The organism is Undibacter mobilis, assembly GCF_003367195.1.
Taxonomy (GTDB): Bacteria; Pseudomonadota; Alphaproteobacteria; order Rhizobiales; family Xanthobacteraceae; genus Pseudolabrys; species Pseudolabrys mobilis.
Window position 1 is genome coordinate 52,970 of the sequence record NZ_QRGO01000003.1, and the last position, 16,437, is coordinate 69,406.

The window sequence follows — 16,437 nt, forward strand, 5'->3', positions numbered from 1 at the left end:
GCGCCCGGTCAGGACTTCGTCACGATGTCGGCGGCGATCCGGCCGATCTCCGCATGGACCGCGTCGAGCTCGTCGGCTTCGGCCGTCGAGCCGGTGAGATAGACCGATGCAAACAAGGTGGCGCGGTTTCCCGGGCGGATGATGGCGACGACATTCGCGCTGCCATTGGCACCGGTCCCGGTCTTGTCGCCGACCGACCAGCCGTTCGGCACGCCGGCCCGGAGCCGCTTGAGCCCGGTCTTCGATGCGATCATCCAGTTTTCGAGCATCTGCTGCGAGGCCGGCGCCAGCACGTTGCCGGAGAGCAGGCGAAACAGGTCTTCGGTAATCGCCTGGGGTGTCGTGGTGTCGCGCGGATCGCCGGGGATGGCGGAGTTGAGCTCCGGCTCGGTGCGGTCGAGCCGCGTGTCCGGATCGCCGATCGCGCGCGCGAACGCGGTCACGGCCTGCGGGCCGCCGATGTTGCGCAGGATGACATTGGCCGCGGTGTTGTCGCTGACGGTCACGATTGCCGCGCACAATTCGCCCAGCGACAGGCCGCCTTTGGCGACATTGGCCTTGGCGACGGGGGCGTAGCTCAAGAGGTCGGCCTCGCCGAAATTGAGTACCTGATCGAGCGACATCTGGCCTTGATCGACGCGCCGGAGCGCCGCTGCCGCGAGCAGGAATTTGAAGGTGCTGCACATCGGAAAGCGCTCGTCCGCGCGGTGCGCCACCAGCACCCGGCCGGTGATGTCGCGCAGATAGACGCCGACACGGCCACCGATCTTCTTTTCCAGCGCGGCCACGCGCTGCGCTGGCGGGTCGAGCGCATAGGCCCGGTTGGGCAGGCTGAGAAGCGGGAGAGAGGCGAGACCGACAACCGCCTGGCGGCGGGAAAGAGGGGAAAGGCAGCCGGACATGACAAAGAATTCCAGTATTGGGGACGAGCCCGAGCGAATCTCCAATATCCTATAAGCTCTTGGCTATATCATGACTCCACTTTGACTCGCCCGCCGAAATCCCTTACCCGCAGCGACCATCATGGCCAAAAAACGATCGAATAAATCCAAAGCCGCGGCCGCGTCGCGGTCCAAAGCCAAGACGCGCCCCAAAGCGCGGTCAAAGTCTAAAGCTTCGCCCGCGCGCAGCAAAAAGGCGCGCAAGGCCGCTTCCGTTAAGCGAAAGCCCAAAGCGAAAGCCAAGACCAAGGCGAAGACTGCAGCCAAGACTCTGGCCAAGGCCAAGAGCACGCTGAAATCGAAGGCGAAAGCCAAAGCCGGTGCGGGCGCACGGCGTGCTGCAGCTGCGAAGAAATCCGCAGCCAGTGGCGGCGTCAAAGCGGTCAGCAAAACCAAGACAACAACCACGAGCAAGATCGCGACCGGAAAGCCCGCAAACAAAGCGGTGCAGCCGGCCGAGCAGCGCCTGATCGCTGCGCCGCCCGAGACCCTCGCGTTGAAAGCGCCATCTATGCATCTGTTCGCCGATATGCTTGCCCGGGTTCACGCGGCTGCCGCCGCCGTGCTCGGGCCTTCGGCCGACCTCACGCGCATCGTCGTCGAGCCGCCGCGCGATCCTTCGCATGGCGATATGGCGACCAATGCCGCCATGGTGCTGGCCAAGGACGCCGGACAGAAGCCGCGCGATCTGGCGGAGGCCATCGCGGCGAAGCTGCTTGCCGATGCCAAGGTCGAGAAAGTCGATATTGCCGGTCCCGGCTTCATCAACCTCACCTTGAAAGGCGAAGTCTGGCCCGACGCGCTGCGCACCGTGCTGGAGCAGGGCAAGGGCTATGGTCGCGGCACCGTCGGCGCCGGCAAAAAGGTCAACGTCGAATACGTCTCCGCCAATCCGACCGGCCCGCTGCATGTCGGTCACGGCCGGGGCGCCGTGTTCGGCGATGCGCTGGCGAGCCTGCTGGTCGCCGCCGGCTATAGCGTCACGCGCGAATATTACATCAACGATGCCGGCGCCCAGGTCGACGTGCTCGCGCGCTCGGCCTTCCTGCGTTACCGCGAGGCGCTCGGCGAGGACATCGGCGAGATTCCGGAAGGCCTTTATCCGGGCGATTATCTCAAGGAATGCGGTGCCGAACTCGCTGCCGATTATGGCGACAGGCTCAAGGCCATGCCGGAAGCCGAATGGCTGCCGATCGTGCGCCTGCGCGCCACCGACATGATGATGGCCGAGATCCGCAACGATCTGGCGCGTCTGCGCATCGTGCCGGAGGTGTTTTTCTCCGAACGCTCGCTGATCGAAGGGGAGTTGCCCGATCCGTTTTCCAAGGAGCCGCCGAAGCCGCTTGTCGATGTGGTGGCCGAAACCATCGCGGCGCTGCGCGAGGCTGGCCATGTCTATGAAGGCCGGCTGCCGCCGCCCAAGAGCGGCAATCTTGAGGATTGGGAAGACCGCGAGCAGACCCTGTTCCGCTCGACCGAATTCGGCGATGACGTCGATCGTCCGCTGTTGAAGTCGGATGGCAGCTACACGTATTTCGCCACCGATATCGCCTATCACAAATCGAAGTTCGATCGCGGCTTCGCCGACATGATCGACGTGTGGGGCGCCGATCACGGCGGCTACGTCAAGCGCATGCAGGCGGCGGTGAAGGCCGTCAGCGGCGGCAAGGGCCAGCTCGACATCAAGCTGGTGCAGCTCGTGCGCCTGTTGCGCAATGGCGAGCCGGTGAAGATGTCCAAGCGCGCCGGCGACTACATCACCTTGCGCGAGGTGGTCGATGAGGTCGGCAAGGACGCCGTGCGCTTCGACATGCTCTATCGCAAGAACGACGCGGTGCTCGATTTCGATCTGGCCAAGGTGATCGAGCAGTCGAAGGACAACCCGGTGTTCTACGTCCAGTACGGCCACGCTCGCGGCAAGTCGATCTTCCGCACCGCGGCCGAGCAGGGCGTGTTGCCGGCCGATCCGGCGGCCCTGCAACGGGCCGATCTTGTCCGCCTGACCGACTCCGGCGAACTGTCGATCATCCGCAAGCTGGCGCTCTATCCGCGCATGCTGGAGGCGGCGGCGCTAGCGCACGAGCCGCACCGGATCGCCTTCTATCTCTATGAACTGGCGAGCGAATTCCACGCGCAATGGACCCGCGGAGGCAAGGAATCGCCGCATTTACGGTTCATTATCCAGGATGATCCACAAACGACGCAGGCGCGGCTCGCCCTGGTGCAGGGCATCGTGACCGTGCTCGCTTCCGGTCTCGATCTACTCGGGGTCGAAGCGCCTGAGGAAATGCGGTAGGCTGACGCCGCCGGAGCGCATGACGCGGGCTCGCTAGGAAAGCGGGGAGGGCCGCGTAGGGGCCTTGCGCGATTTGTAACTCGTTACCGGGGACGCCATGGCGGACGACCATAATCAGCGGGCTTATCGCGGGGGTGACTTGTCCTCGCGTGGCGCGGCCGCCGGCAACGGCAGCTCCGGCAACGACCCGCTCGCGGAGCTGGCCCGTCTGATCGGCCAGACCGACCCCTTCGCCGAATACGGCCGCAATAGCGCCAATCGCACCGCTACCGTCCCCGGACAGCAGCAGGCGGCGCCGACGGCCTGGCCGGAAGAGACCGCCGCTTATCCTGCCGAACAATCGGCCTTGCCCGAGCCGCACGCTTACGCCGATCGCGCTTACGGCAATGGCGGCTTCTCCCGCCAGTCCTATGGCAGCGCGCCCTTGTCCGGCGATTCAGCCGAGCTCTATCCGGTCGATGCCCATGCTCCGGGCTATGCCCCGCAGGGCTACGAGGCCGATCCTTACGCCAACGGACCGACCGGCAGCTATGATCAGGCTTTCCCGCCGTCGCAGGAGCCGCTGCACGACGTGCATCAGCAATTCGGCCCGGCGGCGACCGACGACTATTACGATGATGTTGCGTCGAACCGGCGCCGCATCAGCGTGCTGGCGATCGCCGGCGTCTTCGCTCTCGCCGTGCTCGGCACCGCTGGCGCGCTCGGCTATCGCGCGGTGTTCGGGCCGTCGTCGGCGCCGACAACGCCGCCGGTGATCAAGGCCGAGGCGACACCGAGCAAGGTCGTGCCGGCGACGTCGAACAAGGAAGCAGGCAAGTCGATCACTGACCGCGTCGGCGGCACGGGCCAGATCGAGCGCCTGTTGTCGCGCGAGGAGCAGCCGGTCCCGGTGACAACGACGCCGAATCCGTCCGCCGCGAGCGCCGCCCCAGCCATGGGTAGCGGGATCGTCGGTGAGCCGCGCAAAATCCGCACCATCCAGATCCGCCCCGATCAGGCCGGCGACGCCGCCAGCGCGGCGCCCGCTGCGCCGGAGCCCATGCCGTCGGCCGCCCAGCCGCCGGTGCGTGTCGTCAATACGGCGCCTGCCGCCGAGCCGCCGCCGGCGCGTGTCATGGCGCAGCCTGAGCCGCGTCCGGCACCGCAGCCGGCCCGCAACGTCACGCCGCAGGCGGCCGCGCCCGTCCAGGCGGCTCCCCCGCCGCCCGCGCAGCCGTCGAACGCGCCGTTGTCGCTCAATCCGAATGCCCAGCCGGCGCGGGCCGCCGCGCCCGCCCGTGTCGCCGCGCAGACGCCGGCTCCGGCGCCGCAGACGGCGGCTGCCACGGCTGGCGGCTATGCCGTGCAGGTTTCCGCCCAGCGCAGCGAGGGCGAGGCCCAGGCCGCTTTCCAGGCGCTGCAGGGCAAATTCCCGAACCAGCTCGGGGGCCGAGCGCCCTTCATCAAGCGCGTCGATCTCGGCGACAAGGGCATCTACTACCGCGCCATGGTGGCGGTCGGCTCGTCCGGCGAGGCCAGCGAGCTGTGCTCGAGCCTGAAGGCCGCCGGCGGCCAGTGCATCGTCCAGCGTAATTAGCCGTCATGACCGGCCGCGCGGCGGCCGGGGCGGGATTTGAGCCATCAACAGGCTTGCTTGCTCCCTCCGGCAGCGCGCGTTAAGCCGCCGCCATGGCTTCACAAGGATCGGCATCCCGCGCCTTCATTACCGGTCTGTCCGGCCCGACGATCAGCCCGTTGGAGCGCGCCTTTTTGCGCGAGGCGCAGCCCTGGGGTCTCATCATCTTCAAGAGGAACATCAGCGACCCCAGTCAGGTTGCTGATCTTGCTCGCGACTTTCGCGATGCCGTCGGCTGGGAAGCGCCGATCCTGGTCGATCAGGAGGGCGGCCGGGTGCAACGCCTCGGCCCGCCGCACTGGCCGGCCTATCCGCCGGGCGCCGTGTTTAGCGCCATCTACGACCGCAGCCCGGCCTCCGGACTCGCCGCCGCCCGCATGGGGGCGCATCTGATCGCGGCCGATCTTCGGGCCCTCGGCATTGACGTCGATTGCCTGCCGCTGGCGGATGTTCCGGTGTCCGAGGCCGATCCCATCATCGGCGACCGCGCTTACGGCACCGAGCCGGGCAAGGTCGCGGCCTTGGCCGGCGCGGTGGCCGAAGGCCTGCTGGCCGGCGGCGTGCTGCCGGTGCTCAAGCACCTGCCGGGCCACGGCCGTGCCCGCGCCGACAGCCACAAGGAACTTCCCGTCGTCGACACCGACGGCGCCACGCTGGAGCGGACCGACTTCGCCGCATTCCGCCCGCTCAAGGATCTGCCGCTGGGCATGACCGCGCATGTTGTGTTCAGCGCCATCGATGCCCATGCCCCGGCCACAACTTCCGTCACAATGGTGCGCGAGGTGATTCGCGGCTTCATCGGCTTCACCGGTTTGTTGATGAGCGATGACGTGTCAATGGGTGCTTTGTCGGGGACAATTGCCGAGCGCAGCCAAGCGGCGCTCGCGGCCGGCTGCGATGTCGTGCTTCATTGCAATGGCGATCTCACGGAGATGAGCGAGGTCGCGGGCGTGGCGCCTAAACTCACCGGGATCGCCGCAACCCGCGCGGCGCGTGCGCTTTCGATGCGGTCGCAGGGTGAAGCATTCGATGTCGCCGAAGCGCGGCGAATTTTCAATGCGATGGTGGCGTAAGCCGGCATCGCGAGGCAAGGACAGACAGGCTCATGGCGCCTGAGGATTTCGACAACAAACTTGCGGCGGAGATGGAAGCGGATCGCGGCGTCACCGATCCGGCGATGATCGTCGATGTCGAAGGCTTCGAAGGTCCGCTCGATCTGTTGCTGACGCTGGCGCGCCAGCAGAAGGTCGATCTGCACAAGATCTCGATCCTCGCGCTCGCCGACCAGTATCTGATTTTCATCGAGCAGGCGCGCAAGGTGCGGCTCGAACTCGCCGCCGACTATCTCGTGATGGCGGCGTGGCTGGCTTATCTCAAATCGCGTCTGCTGCTGCCGGAAGCGGCGCCGGGCGAGGGGCCGTCCGCCGAGGATATGGCGCTGGCTTTGGCCAACCGTCTGCGCCGTCTCGAGGCGCTGCGCGAATTCGCCAGCAGGATGATGGACCGTCCGCAGCTCGGCCGCGATGTGTTCGGCCGCGGCCTGCCGGAGCCGATCGCCGAGATCAAGAAGCCGGAATACACCGCGACGTTGTACGACCTGCTCTCGGCCTATGCCGTGCAGCGCCAGCGCACGACGCTGTCGCGCGTGCGCTTCAAGAAGCGCACGGTGTGGTCGCTCGCCGAAGCGCGGCAGACGCTGGAGCGTATGATCGGCCAGTCGAGCGACTGGTCGCGCATCGACTCGTTCCTCATCCAATACGTGGTCGAGCCGGCGCTCGCCGCCACCGTGTTTGCGTCGTCCTTCGCGTCGGCGCTGGAACTGGTGCGCGACGGCCGCGCCGAAATTCATCAGAAGGATGCGTTCTCGCCGATCTACATGCGCAAACGTGTGAGCGCGAACGGCTTTGCATCGTCGCATGACGCACAAGAAACCGCATAAGGAGACGGAAGCCATGCCCAGCGCGGCCAAGAAGCTCGTGATCGTGTCGAACGACGAGCCGGCAACCGCTGCCGTCCAGTTTGAACAAAGCGTGGAAGAAACGATTGTGATCGAGGCCGAGGCGTCCGAATCCGAACTGGCGCAGCGTCCGGACGAACTGCGTCTGCTCGAGGCGCTGCTGTTCGCCGCCTCCGAGCCGCTCGACGAGCCCACGCTGGTGCGCGCGCTGCCGGACGGCGTCGACGTCAAGGCCGCGCTCGCGGCGCTGCAGGCGGAATATGCGCCGCGCGGTGTCAATCTCGTGCGCATCGGCAAGAAGTGGACCTTCCGTACCGCGTCCGATCTGTCCTGGCTCCTCACCAAGGAGACGGTCGAGCAGCGCAAACTGTCGCGCGCCGCGATCGAGACGCTGGCGATCATCGCCTATCATCAGCCGGTGACGCGTGCCGAGATCGAGGAAATCCGCGGCGTCGCCACCGCCGCCGGCACGCTCGACGTGCTGCTCAAGACCGGCTGGATCCGCCCGCGCGGCCGCCGCAAGGTGCCGGGCCGTCCGATCACCTACGGCACCAACGAGGCGTTCCTGTCGCATTTCGGTCTCGAGGAAGTCGGCGATCTGCCCGGCCTCGACGAACTCAAGGGCGCAGGCCTGATCGAAGGCGCTATGCCGGCGGGCTTCTCGGTGCCGATGCCGTCCGACGACACCACCTTGCGTGACGACGAAGACCCGCTCGAGCCGGGTGATCTCGACCTCGGCCTGGCGCCGGCGCCGGAGGCGGAAGGTTCCGCCGAGGCGCCAGATGCGGCTGGCGAGGGCGAAAAGTAGAGGCTGATCCGCCTCATCCTGTGGAGCGCCCGCAGGGCGCGTCTCGAAGGATGGGGCGGCCGTCATGGTTCGAGACGCGCTTCCCGACGGAAGCGCTCCTCACACCATGAGGCCGATGGCCCGCGCCATTTGGCCCCTTAACCAAGCTCCCTTAACTCCTTGTTTTTGCCGTCTCCGCGGCCTAGCTTCTGGTGCAAACACGAGGCGGGACGAGCTTGGGGGCCAAAGCTCATCCCAATTGTCGCTGCCGCGGAGGATTACATCATGGGTTCGTTTAGCGTCTGGCACTGGCTCATCGTCGCCGTCGTCGTGCTGCTGTTGTTCGGCGGCCGCGGCAAGATTTCCGGCCTGATGGGCGACTTCGCCCAGGGCATCAAGGCCTTCAAGAAGGGCATGGCCGAGGACGACAGCGCCAAGCCTGCCGAGCCGGTCAAGTCGCTGGAGGCCGGTGCGCAGAAGACCGAGGCCGAGCGTCGTGCCGAGGGCGCGCGCTCCTGAGGCTTGCGCCACGCCGCCGGCTTTCTGATACAAGATCGCCGGGGCGAATTCGGGACGCTTAAGTCATGTTCAATTTCGGTTGGGGCGAGATCGTCCTCATCGGTATCGTCGCGCTGATCGCGATCGGACCGAAGGAGCTGCCCACCGTTCTGCGTTCGGTCGGCCAGATGATGGCCAAGGTCCGGCGCATGGCGGCCGAATTCCAGGGCCAGTTCCAGGAAGCGCTGCGCGAGGCCGAAATCGCCGACCTCAAGAAGCAGGCCGAGGACCTGACCACCTCGGTCAAGGAGAAGGTCACCGACTTCACCCAGATCGATCCGCTCTCCGACACCAAGAAACAGATCGAGAGCGCCTTCGACGCCCCGAGCGCGACTGCCGCTGATCATCAGCCTGATGCCGCGCCGGTGACGCCGGTGCAAACCGCCGAGGCACTTCCGCCGGCCGAGCCGAGCGTGGATCTCGCCCGGATCGACGTGCCGCTGCCCGAGCCGCTGCCGCCGCCGACCTCCGCGGACTTCCTGCCCAAAGACGACATCAAGACAGCCGAGGCCGCGATGCCGCCCGCCGACAAGAAGGCCGGAGGCTCAGCGTGAGTCACGACGACATCGAAGCGAGCAAAGCGCCGCTGATGGATCACCTGATTGAGCTGCGCTCGCGGCTCATCAAGGCGATGATCGCCTTCGGCCTGATGTTCGCTTTGTGCTTCTTCTTCGCCAAGAGCATCTACAACGTGCTGGTCTGGCCCTTCGTCTGGGTTGCCGGCGCGGAGAACTCGAAGTTCATCTACACGGCGCTGCTCGAATATTTCATCACGCAGTTGAAGCTCGCCATGTTCGGCGCCGCCTTCCTGTCGTTTCCGGTGATCGCCGCGCAAATCTACATGTTCGTTGCGCCGGGCCTCTACAAGCATGAGCGCCGCGCCTTCCTGCCTTATCTGATCGCAACGCCGTTCTTCTTCGCGCTCGGCGCCGCCGTCGTCTATTTCGTCGTGCTGCCAATGCTGATCCGCTTCTCGCTCGGCATGCAGCAGACGGGTGAGGGCGAGGCCTCGATCGCGCTGTTGCCCAAGGTCGGTGAATATCTGTCGCTGATGATGACCCTGGTGCTCGCCTTCGGTGCGGCGTTTCAGTTGCCAGTGGTGCTGACGCTGCTCGGCCGCATCGGCGTCATCACCTCGCAGACGCTCAGGGAGAAGCGGCGCTATTTCATCGTTGCTGCTTTCGTCATCGCCGCGGTGCTGACGCCGCCGGACGTGATCAGCCAGCTCTCGCTCGCGATTCCGCTGCTCATTCTCTACGAGGGCTCGATCTGGTCGGTGCGCATCGTCGAGAAGAAGGCGGCCGCCGAAGCCAAGGCCAAGGAAGACGCCCAGGCCGAGGCCGATGCCGAAGCTGCCGCGAAGGTCGGCGCCGCCGGCCCGGATTGAGCTTTCGGTCGGTCCGCTGCGCTAAACCGGCCTCATGGTGAGGAGGGCCGTCAGGCCCCTCTCGAACACCGGAAGTCGGCTATAGCCGACTTCCGTATATTCGATGCCGATATCAGGCAAGCCCGATATCGGTGACCGCCCCGTCCTTCGAGACGGCGCTTCGCACCTCCTCAGGACGAGGCGGATCAGCCGTCTTTCCCGCTCCCCAAAATCCGACTAGAACGCCGCCCATGTATGACATTCGATGGATTCGCGAGAACCCCGAGGCTTTCGACCGTGGCCTGACCCGGCGCGGGCTGGAGCCTCTCTCCGGTAAACTGCTGGCGCTCGACGAGAAGCGCCGCGCCGCCATTGCCGCGTCCGAGCAGGCGCAGGCGCGGCGCAACGCTGCGTCGAAGGAAATCGGCCAGGCCAAGGCGAAGAAGGACGAGGCCGCCGCGGCCGCGCTGATGGCCGAGGTCGCGACGCTCAAGGAGACCATGCCGGCGCTCGAGGCCGAGGCGAAGCTGCATGGCGACGCGCTCGACAAGGAGCTGGCGCAGATTCCGAACGCGCCGGCCGATGATGTGCCCGAGGGTGCCGACGAGCACGGCAATGTTGAACGCTCGGTGCATGGCGCCAAGCGCAACTACGCCTTCACGCCGAAGCAGCATTTCGAACTTGGCGAAGACCTCAAGCAAATGGATTTCGAAACCGCCGCCAAACTGTCCGGCGCGCGTTTCGTCGTGTTGCAGAAGGGCCTCGCGCGTCTCGAACGCGCGCTCGGTCAGTTCTTCCTCGACACCCATGTCGATGAGCACGGCTATACCGAAGTCAATCCGCCATTGCTGGTCAAAGACGACGTGATGTTCGGCACCGCACAGTTGCCGAAGTTCGAGGACGATCAGTTCTGGGCCGTCAGTGGCGATGTCTTCGCGAAGAATGCGAGCGCGACGGATATGAAAGGTGCGCGCTGGGGCATGATCCCCACCGCCGAAGTGCCGCTGACCAACCTCGTGCGCGAGTCCATCGTCGCCGAAGACGAGCTGCCGCTGCGGCTCACCGCCTGCACGCCGTGCTTCCGCGCCGAAGCGGGCGCGGCGGGGCGCGACACCCGCGGCATGATCCGCCAGCACCAGTTCACCAAGGTCGAACTCGTCTCCATCACCACGCCGGAGAAATCGAAGGAAGAGCATGAGCGCATGCTCGCCTGCGCCGAGGCGGTGCTGAAGAAGCTCGATCTGCATTATCGCGTCATCACGCTGTGCACCGGCGACATGGGCTTTGCCTCGCAGAAGACCTATGACATCGAGGTCTGGCTGCCGGGCCAGAACATGTATCGCGAGATTTCGTCGTGCTCGGTGTGCGGCGATTTCCAGGCGCGGCGCATGAATGCGCGCTTCCGCGACAAGGACAACAAGGTGCGTCACGTTCACACGCTCAACGGCTCGGGCGTCGCCGTCGGCCGCGCGCTGATCGCCGTGATGGAAACCTATCAGCAGGACGGCGGCGCGATCGCCGTGCCGGACGTGCTGAAGAAGTACATGGGCAATGTCAGCGTGATTGAGAAGAAGTGATCGTAAGCGCCGCAACAAGCTCCGTTGTCATCACCGGGCTTGTCCCGGTGATCCCGCTTAGGCGGGCACTGTGCGTCCCTAAGCGAGATGGCCGGGTCAAGCCCGGCCATGATAGGAAATAACAATGCGCATCCTCATCACCAATGACGACGGCGTTCATGCGCCCGGCCTGGTCGCCTGCGAGAAGATCGCGCGCGCGATTTCCGATGATGTGTGGATCGTGGCGCCGGAGACCGACCAGTCCGGCGTGTCGCATTCGCTGTCGCTGAACGACCCGTTGCGCCTGCGCGAAATTGGCGAGCGTCACTTCGCGGTCAAGGGTACGCCGACCGATTGCGTCATCATGGGCGTGCGCCACATCATGCCGGACAAGCCGGATCTGGTGATCTCGGGCGTCAACCGCGGCCGCAACGTCGCCGAGGACGTGCTGTATTCCGGCACGGTGGCCGGCGCCAAGGAAGCGACCGTGCTCGGCATTCCGTCCTTCGCGCTGTCGCAGGCTTATGCCTTCACCACCAAGCATCTGCCGCACTGGCAGACCGGCATCGCTCACGGTCCGGCGCTGATCCAGAAGATCTTCAAGCAGGGCTTGCCGAAGGATGTAATGGTCAACATCAACTTCCCCGACTGCCTGCCCGAGGAAGTCGAGGGTGTGGCGGTGTCGACGCAGGGCAAGCGCGACGCCGAGTTTCTGAAAATCGACGCGCGCCATGACGGCCGCGGCAATCCTTATTACTGGATCGCCATTGCGCGCGGTCTCAAGCCGACTGCGCCCCCGGGCAGCGATCTGGCCGCGCTCGACAACAAGAAGATCTCGGTCACGCCCCTGCGGCTCGATCTCACCGACGAGCCGTTCATGACCAGGCTGGCGCAGTTGCTGGCTTAGCCTGTCCCGGGCGCGACGCAGCGTGAATGAAATGAACGGTGCGGCGCAGAACCGGGACCGCGGAAAACTCGTTCGTTGGGATGGCTCCGGATCTGCGGTGCATCACTTCGTGCCGCGCCGCGTCCGGGGCAAGCGATCTATGCGAGTGCGAGAAGCCGGTTGAGCGCGGCTTCGAGTTGCTCGCCTTGAAACGGCTTCTGCAGGATCGGCCGGTCGCGGAACTGCTCGGGCAGGGCGGCATGGCCGTAGCCGCTGGCAAAGACGAAGGGCAGGCCGTTTGCGGCGAGGATTTCGGCGACGGGAAAAATTTCCTGACCCTCGAGATTGACGTCGAGGATGGCGACATCGAAGCCGCCGGCGACCGCCAGCGTCTTGCCCGCTTCGACCGTGGCGGCCGTGCCGGCGATCTCGTGGCCGAGATCGGTCAGCATGTCCTCAAGCAGCATACGGATGAGAGCCTCGTCCTCGACCACCAGAATCCGTGCGGTTTTTGGCGTTGCCGCTTGCTCTGCCATACGATTTGTCTTCCTGTTCGGCGTCCGTGCCTTCGATGCACCTAGAAGCCGAATTGCCGCGTGTCCATGGTAATCTTAGCATGGAGATGGAGCGATGACAGACGAAACCGCCAACCAGGCCGATATTGACCGCGTCAACTTTCTGCTGACGCTGCGCCGGCGCGGCATTTCGGACCAGGCGGTGCTGCGCGCCATGGGCGAGGTCTCGCGAACCGCCTTCGTGTCGCCGGATACGATAGCCAGCGCCTATGCCGATCAGGCCCTGCCGATCGAGTGCGGGCAGACCATCAGCCAGCCTTACGTGGTCGGCTACATGACCGAACAGCTCGGCCTGAAGCCGCACCATCGCGTGCTCGAGATCGGCACCGGCTCGGGCTATCAGGCCGCGATCCTGGCCAAGCTGGCGCGCGAGGTGGTCAGCATCGAGCGCTACCGCACTTTGGCCGATCAGGCGCGGCGGCGGCTTGGCGCCGAAGGCGCGGCCAATGTCGAGGTGATCGTCGGGGACGGCTTCGAGGGTTGCCCGGACCGGGCACCGTTCGACCGCATCATCGTCACCGCTGCGGCGGAGGAGGTGCCCGAAGCCTTGGCCGAGCAACTGGCCGACGGTGGTGTGATGATTATGCCACTGGGCCCCGAGAACGGACCGCAGCATCTCGTCAAGCTTACCAAATCGCAAACGCCGGAGGGCGTCAGGCTTGGTCAGGAGAAGCTGATCCCGGTGCGCTTCGTACCGATGCTGCGCGGCAAGGCCCGCGAACTCTAGCTATTCACGCTGTCGCCATGGCCAAAGCGAGCGGGCACGAATTGCCGAGTCCGCAATGTGGCGGCGATGTTCCGGATTCGAGACCTTAAAGCCTTATTTACTTGGTGCTGCTTTATTTAAAACTCACGTAATTTTGTGCCCGAGTGAGTAACCATATGTCACGTGCCGTCGTGTCATTTCCATCGCGTGTAGGACCGCGCGTTGCCGCCGTCGCTGCGCTTGGCATAGCGCTTGCCGGTTGCTCCAACTCCAGCCGCTTCGACAGTCCGTACCCGACTGCCTCGCGTCAGACGACGCCGATGCGCGGCGAGGTCACTGGTTCCATCGCCACGCGTCCTCCGGCGCCGACGACGCGCATCACCTCGCAGCCGCTGCCGACCCCGCCGCAGACCGTGGCGTCCGGCGGTGGCACCTCCGGCGGCTCGCAGGGGCTTGGCGCCTATCGCCCGGCGCAGCGTTACGGCGACGTCACCGGCAGCGTGTCGAGCCCGCCGCAACCGGCCGGTCAGTGGACCTGGGATGGCGGCCATCCGGTCACCGTCGGCAACGGCGAAACCGTCGACATGATCGCGCGCCGGCAGGGCGTGCCGGTCTCGGCGATCCTGCAAACCAATGGCATTTCCGATGCGTCGCAGGTCCGCCCGGGCCAGCGTCTCGTCATTCCGCGTTACGTTTCGACCGCTGCGCCGGCCCAGCCCGCGCCGCAGGTTGCCGCGCCGGCTTACACGCCCGCTCCAGCGCCGACCCCCGTCGCGCATGCGGCGCCCGCTGCCGGAGCGAATGTCCATGTCATCGCGCCCGGCGAAAGCCTGATCGGCGTGTCGCGCCGCTACGGCACCACGCTGACCGAACTCGCGCGCTACAATGGCATCTCGCCTTACACGCGGGTCAATGTCGGTGACCGCATCAAGGTGCCGGGCAACAGCCGCCAGACCGTTGCGCAACAGTCCAAGCCGGTTGCGCCGCAGCCGCAGCGTTACGCTGCCGCCACGCCGGCGCCGCAGGTCGCAAGGCCGCAGACCACGGCGGCTCAGACTTCGACCTGGCCGAACAACACGCAGCAGGTCGCGCAGCCGCGCACCATCCCGATCGACCGCGCGCCCGCCGCCGAGCCGACGCAGAGCGTGCGCATGGTGAGCCAGGAGACGCCGAAGGCCGAGCCGGCGCCTGAAAAGGCCGCCGAGCCCGCCGGCAGCCTGCAGTCATTCCGTTGGCCGGTGCATGGCCGCGTCATCGCCGGCTTCGGTTCCAAGCCGAACGGCACGCAGAACGACGGCATCAACATCGCGGTGCCGGAAGGCACGCAGATCAAGGCGGCCGACGACGGCGTCGTCGCTTATTCGGGCAATGAGCTGAAGGGCTACGGCAATCTCGTGCTGGTGCGCCACGCCAACGGCTATGTGTCGGCTTACGCCAATGCCAGCGAACTGCTCGTCAAGCGCGGCGACACCATCCGCCGCGGGCAGGTGATTGCGCTGTCCGGCCAGACCGGCAACGTCACGTCGCCGCAACTGCACTTCGAGATCCGCAAGGGCTCGACGCCGGTCGATCCGACCAAGTATCTGGCGAGCAACTAGCGCGCCTGCGTGCGCTAGTCCTTCAGCGCCACGCCCTGACGCCCGGCGATTTCCTGAATGAACTGCCACGCCACGCGGCCCGAACGCGAGCCGCGCGTCGTCGCCCATTCCAGAGCCTCGCGGCGCAGTTCGTCTGCCGGCAGCGTCAGGCCGTAGTGGCTGACATAGCCCTGCACCATGGCAAGGAACTCGTCCTGCGAGCAGCGGTGGAAGCCCAGCCACAGGCCGAAGCGATCCGACAGCGACACCTTCTCTTCGACCGCTTCGCCGGGATTGATGCCGGTCGAGCGCTCGTTCTCGATCATGTCGCGTGACAGCAGGTGGCGCCGGTTCGACGTCGCATAGAAGATCACGTTCTCGGGGCGGCCTTCGATGCCGCCATCGAGCACGGCCTTGAGCGACTTGTAGCTGGTGTCCTCGTTGTCGAACGAGAGATCGTCGCAGAACAGCACGAAGCGGTAGGGCGAGGCGCGGGTGATCGCCATCAGGTTCGGCAGCGTCTCGATATCCTCGCGGTGAATCTCGACGAGCTTGAGCGGCCGCTTGCCGCTCTTGGCAAGGTCGGCATTGATGGTGGCCTGCGCGGCCTTCACCAGCGATGACTTGCCCATGCCGCGCGCGCCCCAGAGCAGGGCGTTGTTGGCGGGCAGGCCGCGGGCAAAGCGTTCGGTATTTTCGATGAGCGTGTCGCGCACCCGGTCGATGCCCTTGAGCAGCGACATACCGACGCGGTTGACGTGCGGCACCGGCGATAGCTGGCCGTCCGGCTGCCAGACGAAGGCGTCGGCGGCTTCAAGGTCGATCGGCTTCTTGGCCGGCGGGGCGAGCCGCTCCAGCGCATCGGCGATCCGCGCCAGCACGATGGGGTCGGCGCCAGCCTGCGACGGGCCGGCGGCCGGCTTGCGCGAGGGCGTCTTTCCCTTGGAGGATTTGCTCTTCGAAGCGGTCCTGGAGGTCTTCTTTTTGGCCATGGCGGTGCTTTCGGAACTGACGGGCTGCTCCTTAGCGGGTGGGCGCTTGTCCGGCAACCCGAACCAGCCGGAAATGACTGAAAACGGCCAAGAAAACGCCTCTGATTCCGGGGTCTGGCAGCGTTGCAATTGAGCGGGCGGCCGCTATAGTCCGCGCCGAATTCAAACGATTTGAGCCGGGTCCGGCATGGGCTAAAGGCCCAGCGCGACCGAATAACCAGCCAGGGGTCTGAAAAACGATGTTCATCACGTCCGCATTTGCGCAAGGGGCACCGGGACTGGGCGGCGACGGCGGCATGCTTATGTCGCTTCTGCCTTTCGTCCTGATTTTCGTGATCATGTATTTCCTCATTCTGCGTCCGCAGCAGAAGCGCGTGAAGGCGCATCAGGAGATGGTCAAGAACGTGCGCCGCGGCGACTCGGTCGTCACCAGCGGCGGCCTTGTCGGCAAGGTGACCAAGGTCTCCGACACCGACGACCACATCGAAATCGAAATCGCCGACGGCGTGCGCGTGCGTCAGATGCGCGGCATGATCAGCGAAGTGCGCGCCAAGGGTGAACCGGTGAAGGACGAAGCCGCCGCCAGCTGACGGCGCGGACGTCTTTACTCGGTCAAGCAAGCCAG

17 protein-coding genes are annotated in these 16,437 nt (G+C 65.7%); 13 read left to right on the forward strand and 4 right to left on the reverse strand.

What is annotated here, in order from left to right:
• Positions 1–8: 8 nt before the first annotated feature.
• Positions 9–902 (reverse strand): class A beta-lactamase, encoded by an 894-nt coding sequence (bla, locus tag DXH78_RS17695; protein WP_115518591.1) that lies wholly within the window; start codon positions 900–902, stop codon positions 9–11.
• A 63-nt stretch (positions 903–965) separates the two neighbouring features.
• A complete protein-coding gene (locus DXH78_RS19690) occupies positions 966–1,355 on the reverse strand; it encodes a hypothetical protein (RefSeq protein WP_168192882.1) in 390 nt (129 codons plus the stop codon).
• A 97-nt stretch (positions 1,356–1,452) separates the two neighbouring features.
• Between DXH78_RS19690 and DXH78_RS17700 the strand changes: the two genes are divergently transcribed.
• The 10 genes from DXH78_RS17700 to surE all read left to right on the forward strand — a co-directional run bounded on the left by DXH78_RS17700 (position 1,453) and on the right by surE (position 11,983).
• Positions 1,453–3,237, forward strand: a complete 1,785-nt coding sequence (locus tag DXH78_RS17700; protein WP_115518920.1) for an arginine--tRNA ligase — start codon at positions 1,453–1,455, stop codon at positions 3,235–3,237.
• 97 nt (positions 3,238–3,334) lie between these two features.
• Positions 3,335–4,813: an SPOR domain-containing protein gene (locus DXH78_RS17705; RefSeq protein ID WP_115518592.1), complete on the forward strand. Its 1,479-nt coding sequence runs from the start codon at positions 3,335–3,337 to the stop codon at positions 4,811–4,813.
• Positions 4,814–4,905: 92 nt separating this feature from the next.
• Positions 4,906–5,925, forward strand: coding sequence for a beta-N-acetylhexosaminidase (gene nagZ, locus DXH78_RS17710; protein ID WP_115518593.1), 1,020 nt, complete (start codon positions 4,906–4,908; stop codon positions 5,923–5,925).
• 71 nt (positions 5,926–5,996) lie between these two features.
• Positions 5,997–6,791, forward strand: coding sequence for a segregation and condensation protein A (locus DXH78_RS17715; RefSeq protein ID WP_245416947.1), 795 nt, complete (start codon positions 5,997–5,999; stop codon positions 6,789–6,791).
• 13 nt (positions 6,792–6,804) lie between these two features.
• Positions 6,805–7,617, forward strand: coding sequence for an SMC-Scp complex subunit ScpB (gene scpB / locus DXH78_RS17720; protein ID WP_115518921.1), 813 nt, complete (start codon positions 6,805–6,807; stop codon positions 7,615–7,617).
• A gap of 264 nt (positions 7,618–7,881) precedes the next feature.
• Positions 7,882–8,115 carry a twin-arginine translocase TatA/TatE family subunit gene (locus tag DXH78_RS17725; RefSeq protein ID WP_115518595.1) on the forward strand — a complete coding sequence of 78 codons (234 nt, stop codon included), beginning with the start codon at positions 7,882–7,884 and terminating at the stop codon, positions 8,113–8,115.
• A gap of 65 nt (positions 8,116–8,180) precedes the next feature.
• Positions 8,181–8,708 (forward strand): Sec-independent protein translocase protein TatB, encoded by a 528-nt coding sequence (gene tatB / locus DXH78_RS17730; protein WP_115518596.1) that lies wholly within the window; start codon positions 8,181–8,183, stop codon positions 8,706–8,708.
• The gene (tatC, locus tag DXH78_RS17735; RefSeq protein WP_115518597.1) at positions 8,705–9,541 is read left to right on the forward strand and encodes a twin-arginine translocase subunit TatC; all 837 of its coding nucleotides are present in this window, start codon (positions 8,705–8,707) and stop codon (positions 9,539–9,541) included. Before tatB ends, tatC begins: the two co-directional genes overlap by 4 nt.
• A 230-nt stretch (positions 9,542–9,771) precedes the next feature.
• Positions 9,772–11,097, forward strand: coding sequence for a serine--tRNA ligase (gene serS / locus DXH78_RS17740; RefSeq protein ID WP_115518598.1), 1,326 nt, complete (start codon positions 9,772–9,774; stop codon positions 11,095–11,097).
• A 124-nt stretch (positions 11,098–11,221) separates the two neighbouring features.
• Entirely contained in the window at positions 11,222–11,983 is a 762-nt protein-coding gene (gene surE, locus DXH78_RS17750) for a 5'/3'-nucleotidase SurE (protein WP_115518600.1), read from the forward strand.
• Positions 11,984–12,120: 137 nt separating this feature from the next.
• On the opposite strand, the gene DXH78_RS17755 is transcribed toward surE, so the two are convergent.
• Positions 12,121–12,498: a response regulator gene (locus DXH78_RS17755; RefSeq protein WP_115518601.1), complete on the reverse strand. Its 378-nt coding sequence runs from the start codon at positions 12,496–12,498 to the stop codon at positions 12,121–12,123.
• Between the two features lie 94 nt (positions 12,499–12,592).
• Here DXH78_RS17755 and DXH78_RS17760 point away from each other — a divergent pair, with 94 nt between their 5' ends.
• The gene (locus DXH78_RS17760) at positions 12,593–13,264 is read left to right on the forward strand and encodes a protein-L-isoaspartate(D-aspartate) O-methyltransferase (RefSeq protein WP_115518602.1); all 672 of its coding nucleotides are present in this window, start codon (positions 12,593–12,595) and stop codon (positions 13,262–13,264) included.
• A gap of 155 nt (positions 13,265–13,419) precedes the next feature.
• Positions 13,420–14,841, forward strand: a complete 1,422-nt coding sequence (locus DXH78_RS17765; RefSeq protein ID WP_115518603.1) for a peptidoglycan DD-metalloendopeptidase family protein — start codon at positions 13,420–13,422, stop codon at positions 14,839–14,841.
• Positions 14,842–14,855: 14 nt separating this feature from the next.
• Here DXH78_RS17765 and DXH78_RS17770 read toward each other — a convergent pair whose 3' ends face one another.
• Positions 14,856–15,812: an ATP-binding protein gene (locus DXH78_RS17770; protein WP_115518604.1), complete on the reverse strand. Its 957-nt coding sequence runs from the start codon at positions 15,810–15,812 to the stop codon at positions 14,856–14,858.
• Between the two features lie 239 nt (positions 15,813–16,051).
• Between DXH78_RS17770 and yajC the strand changes: the two genes are divergently transcribed.
• A complete protein-coding gene (yajC, locus tag DXH78_RS17775; protein ID WP_115518605.1) occupies positions 16,052–16,402 on the forward strand; it encodes a preprotein translocase subunit YajC in 351 nt (116 codons plus the stop codon).
• The last annotated feature ends 35 nt before the right edge of the window (positions 16,403–16,437 follow it).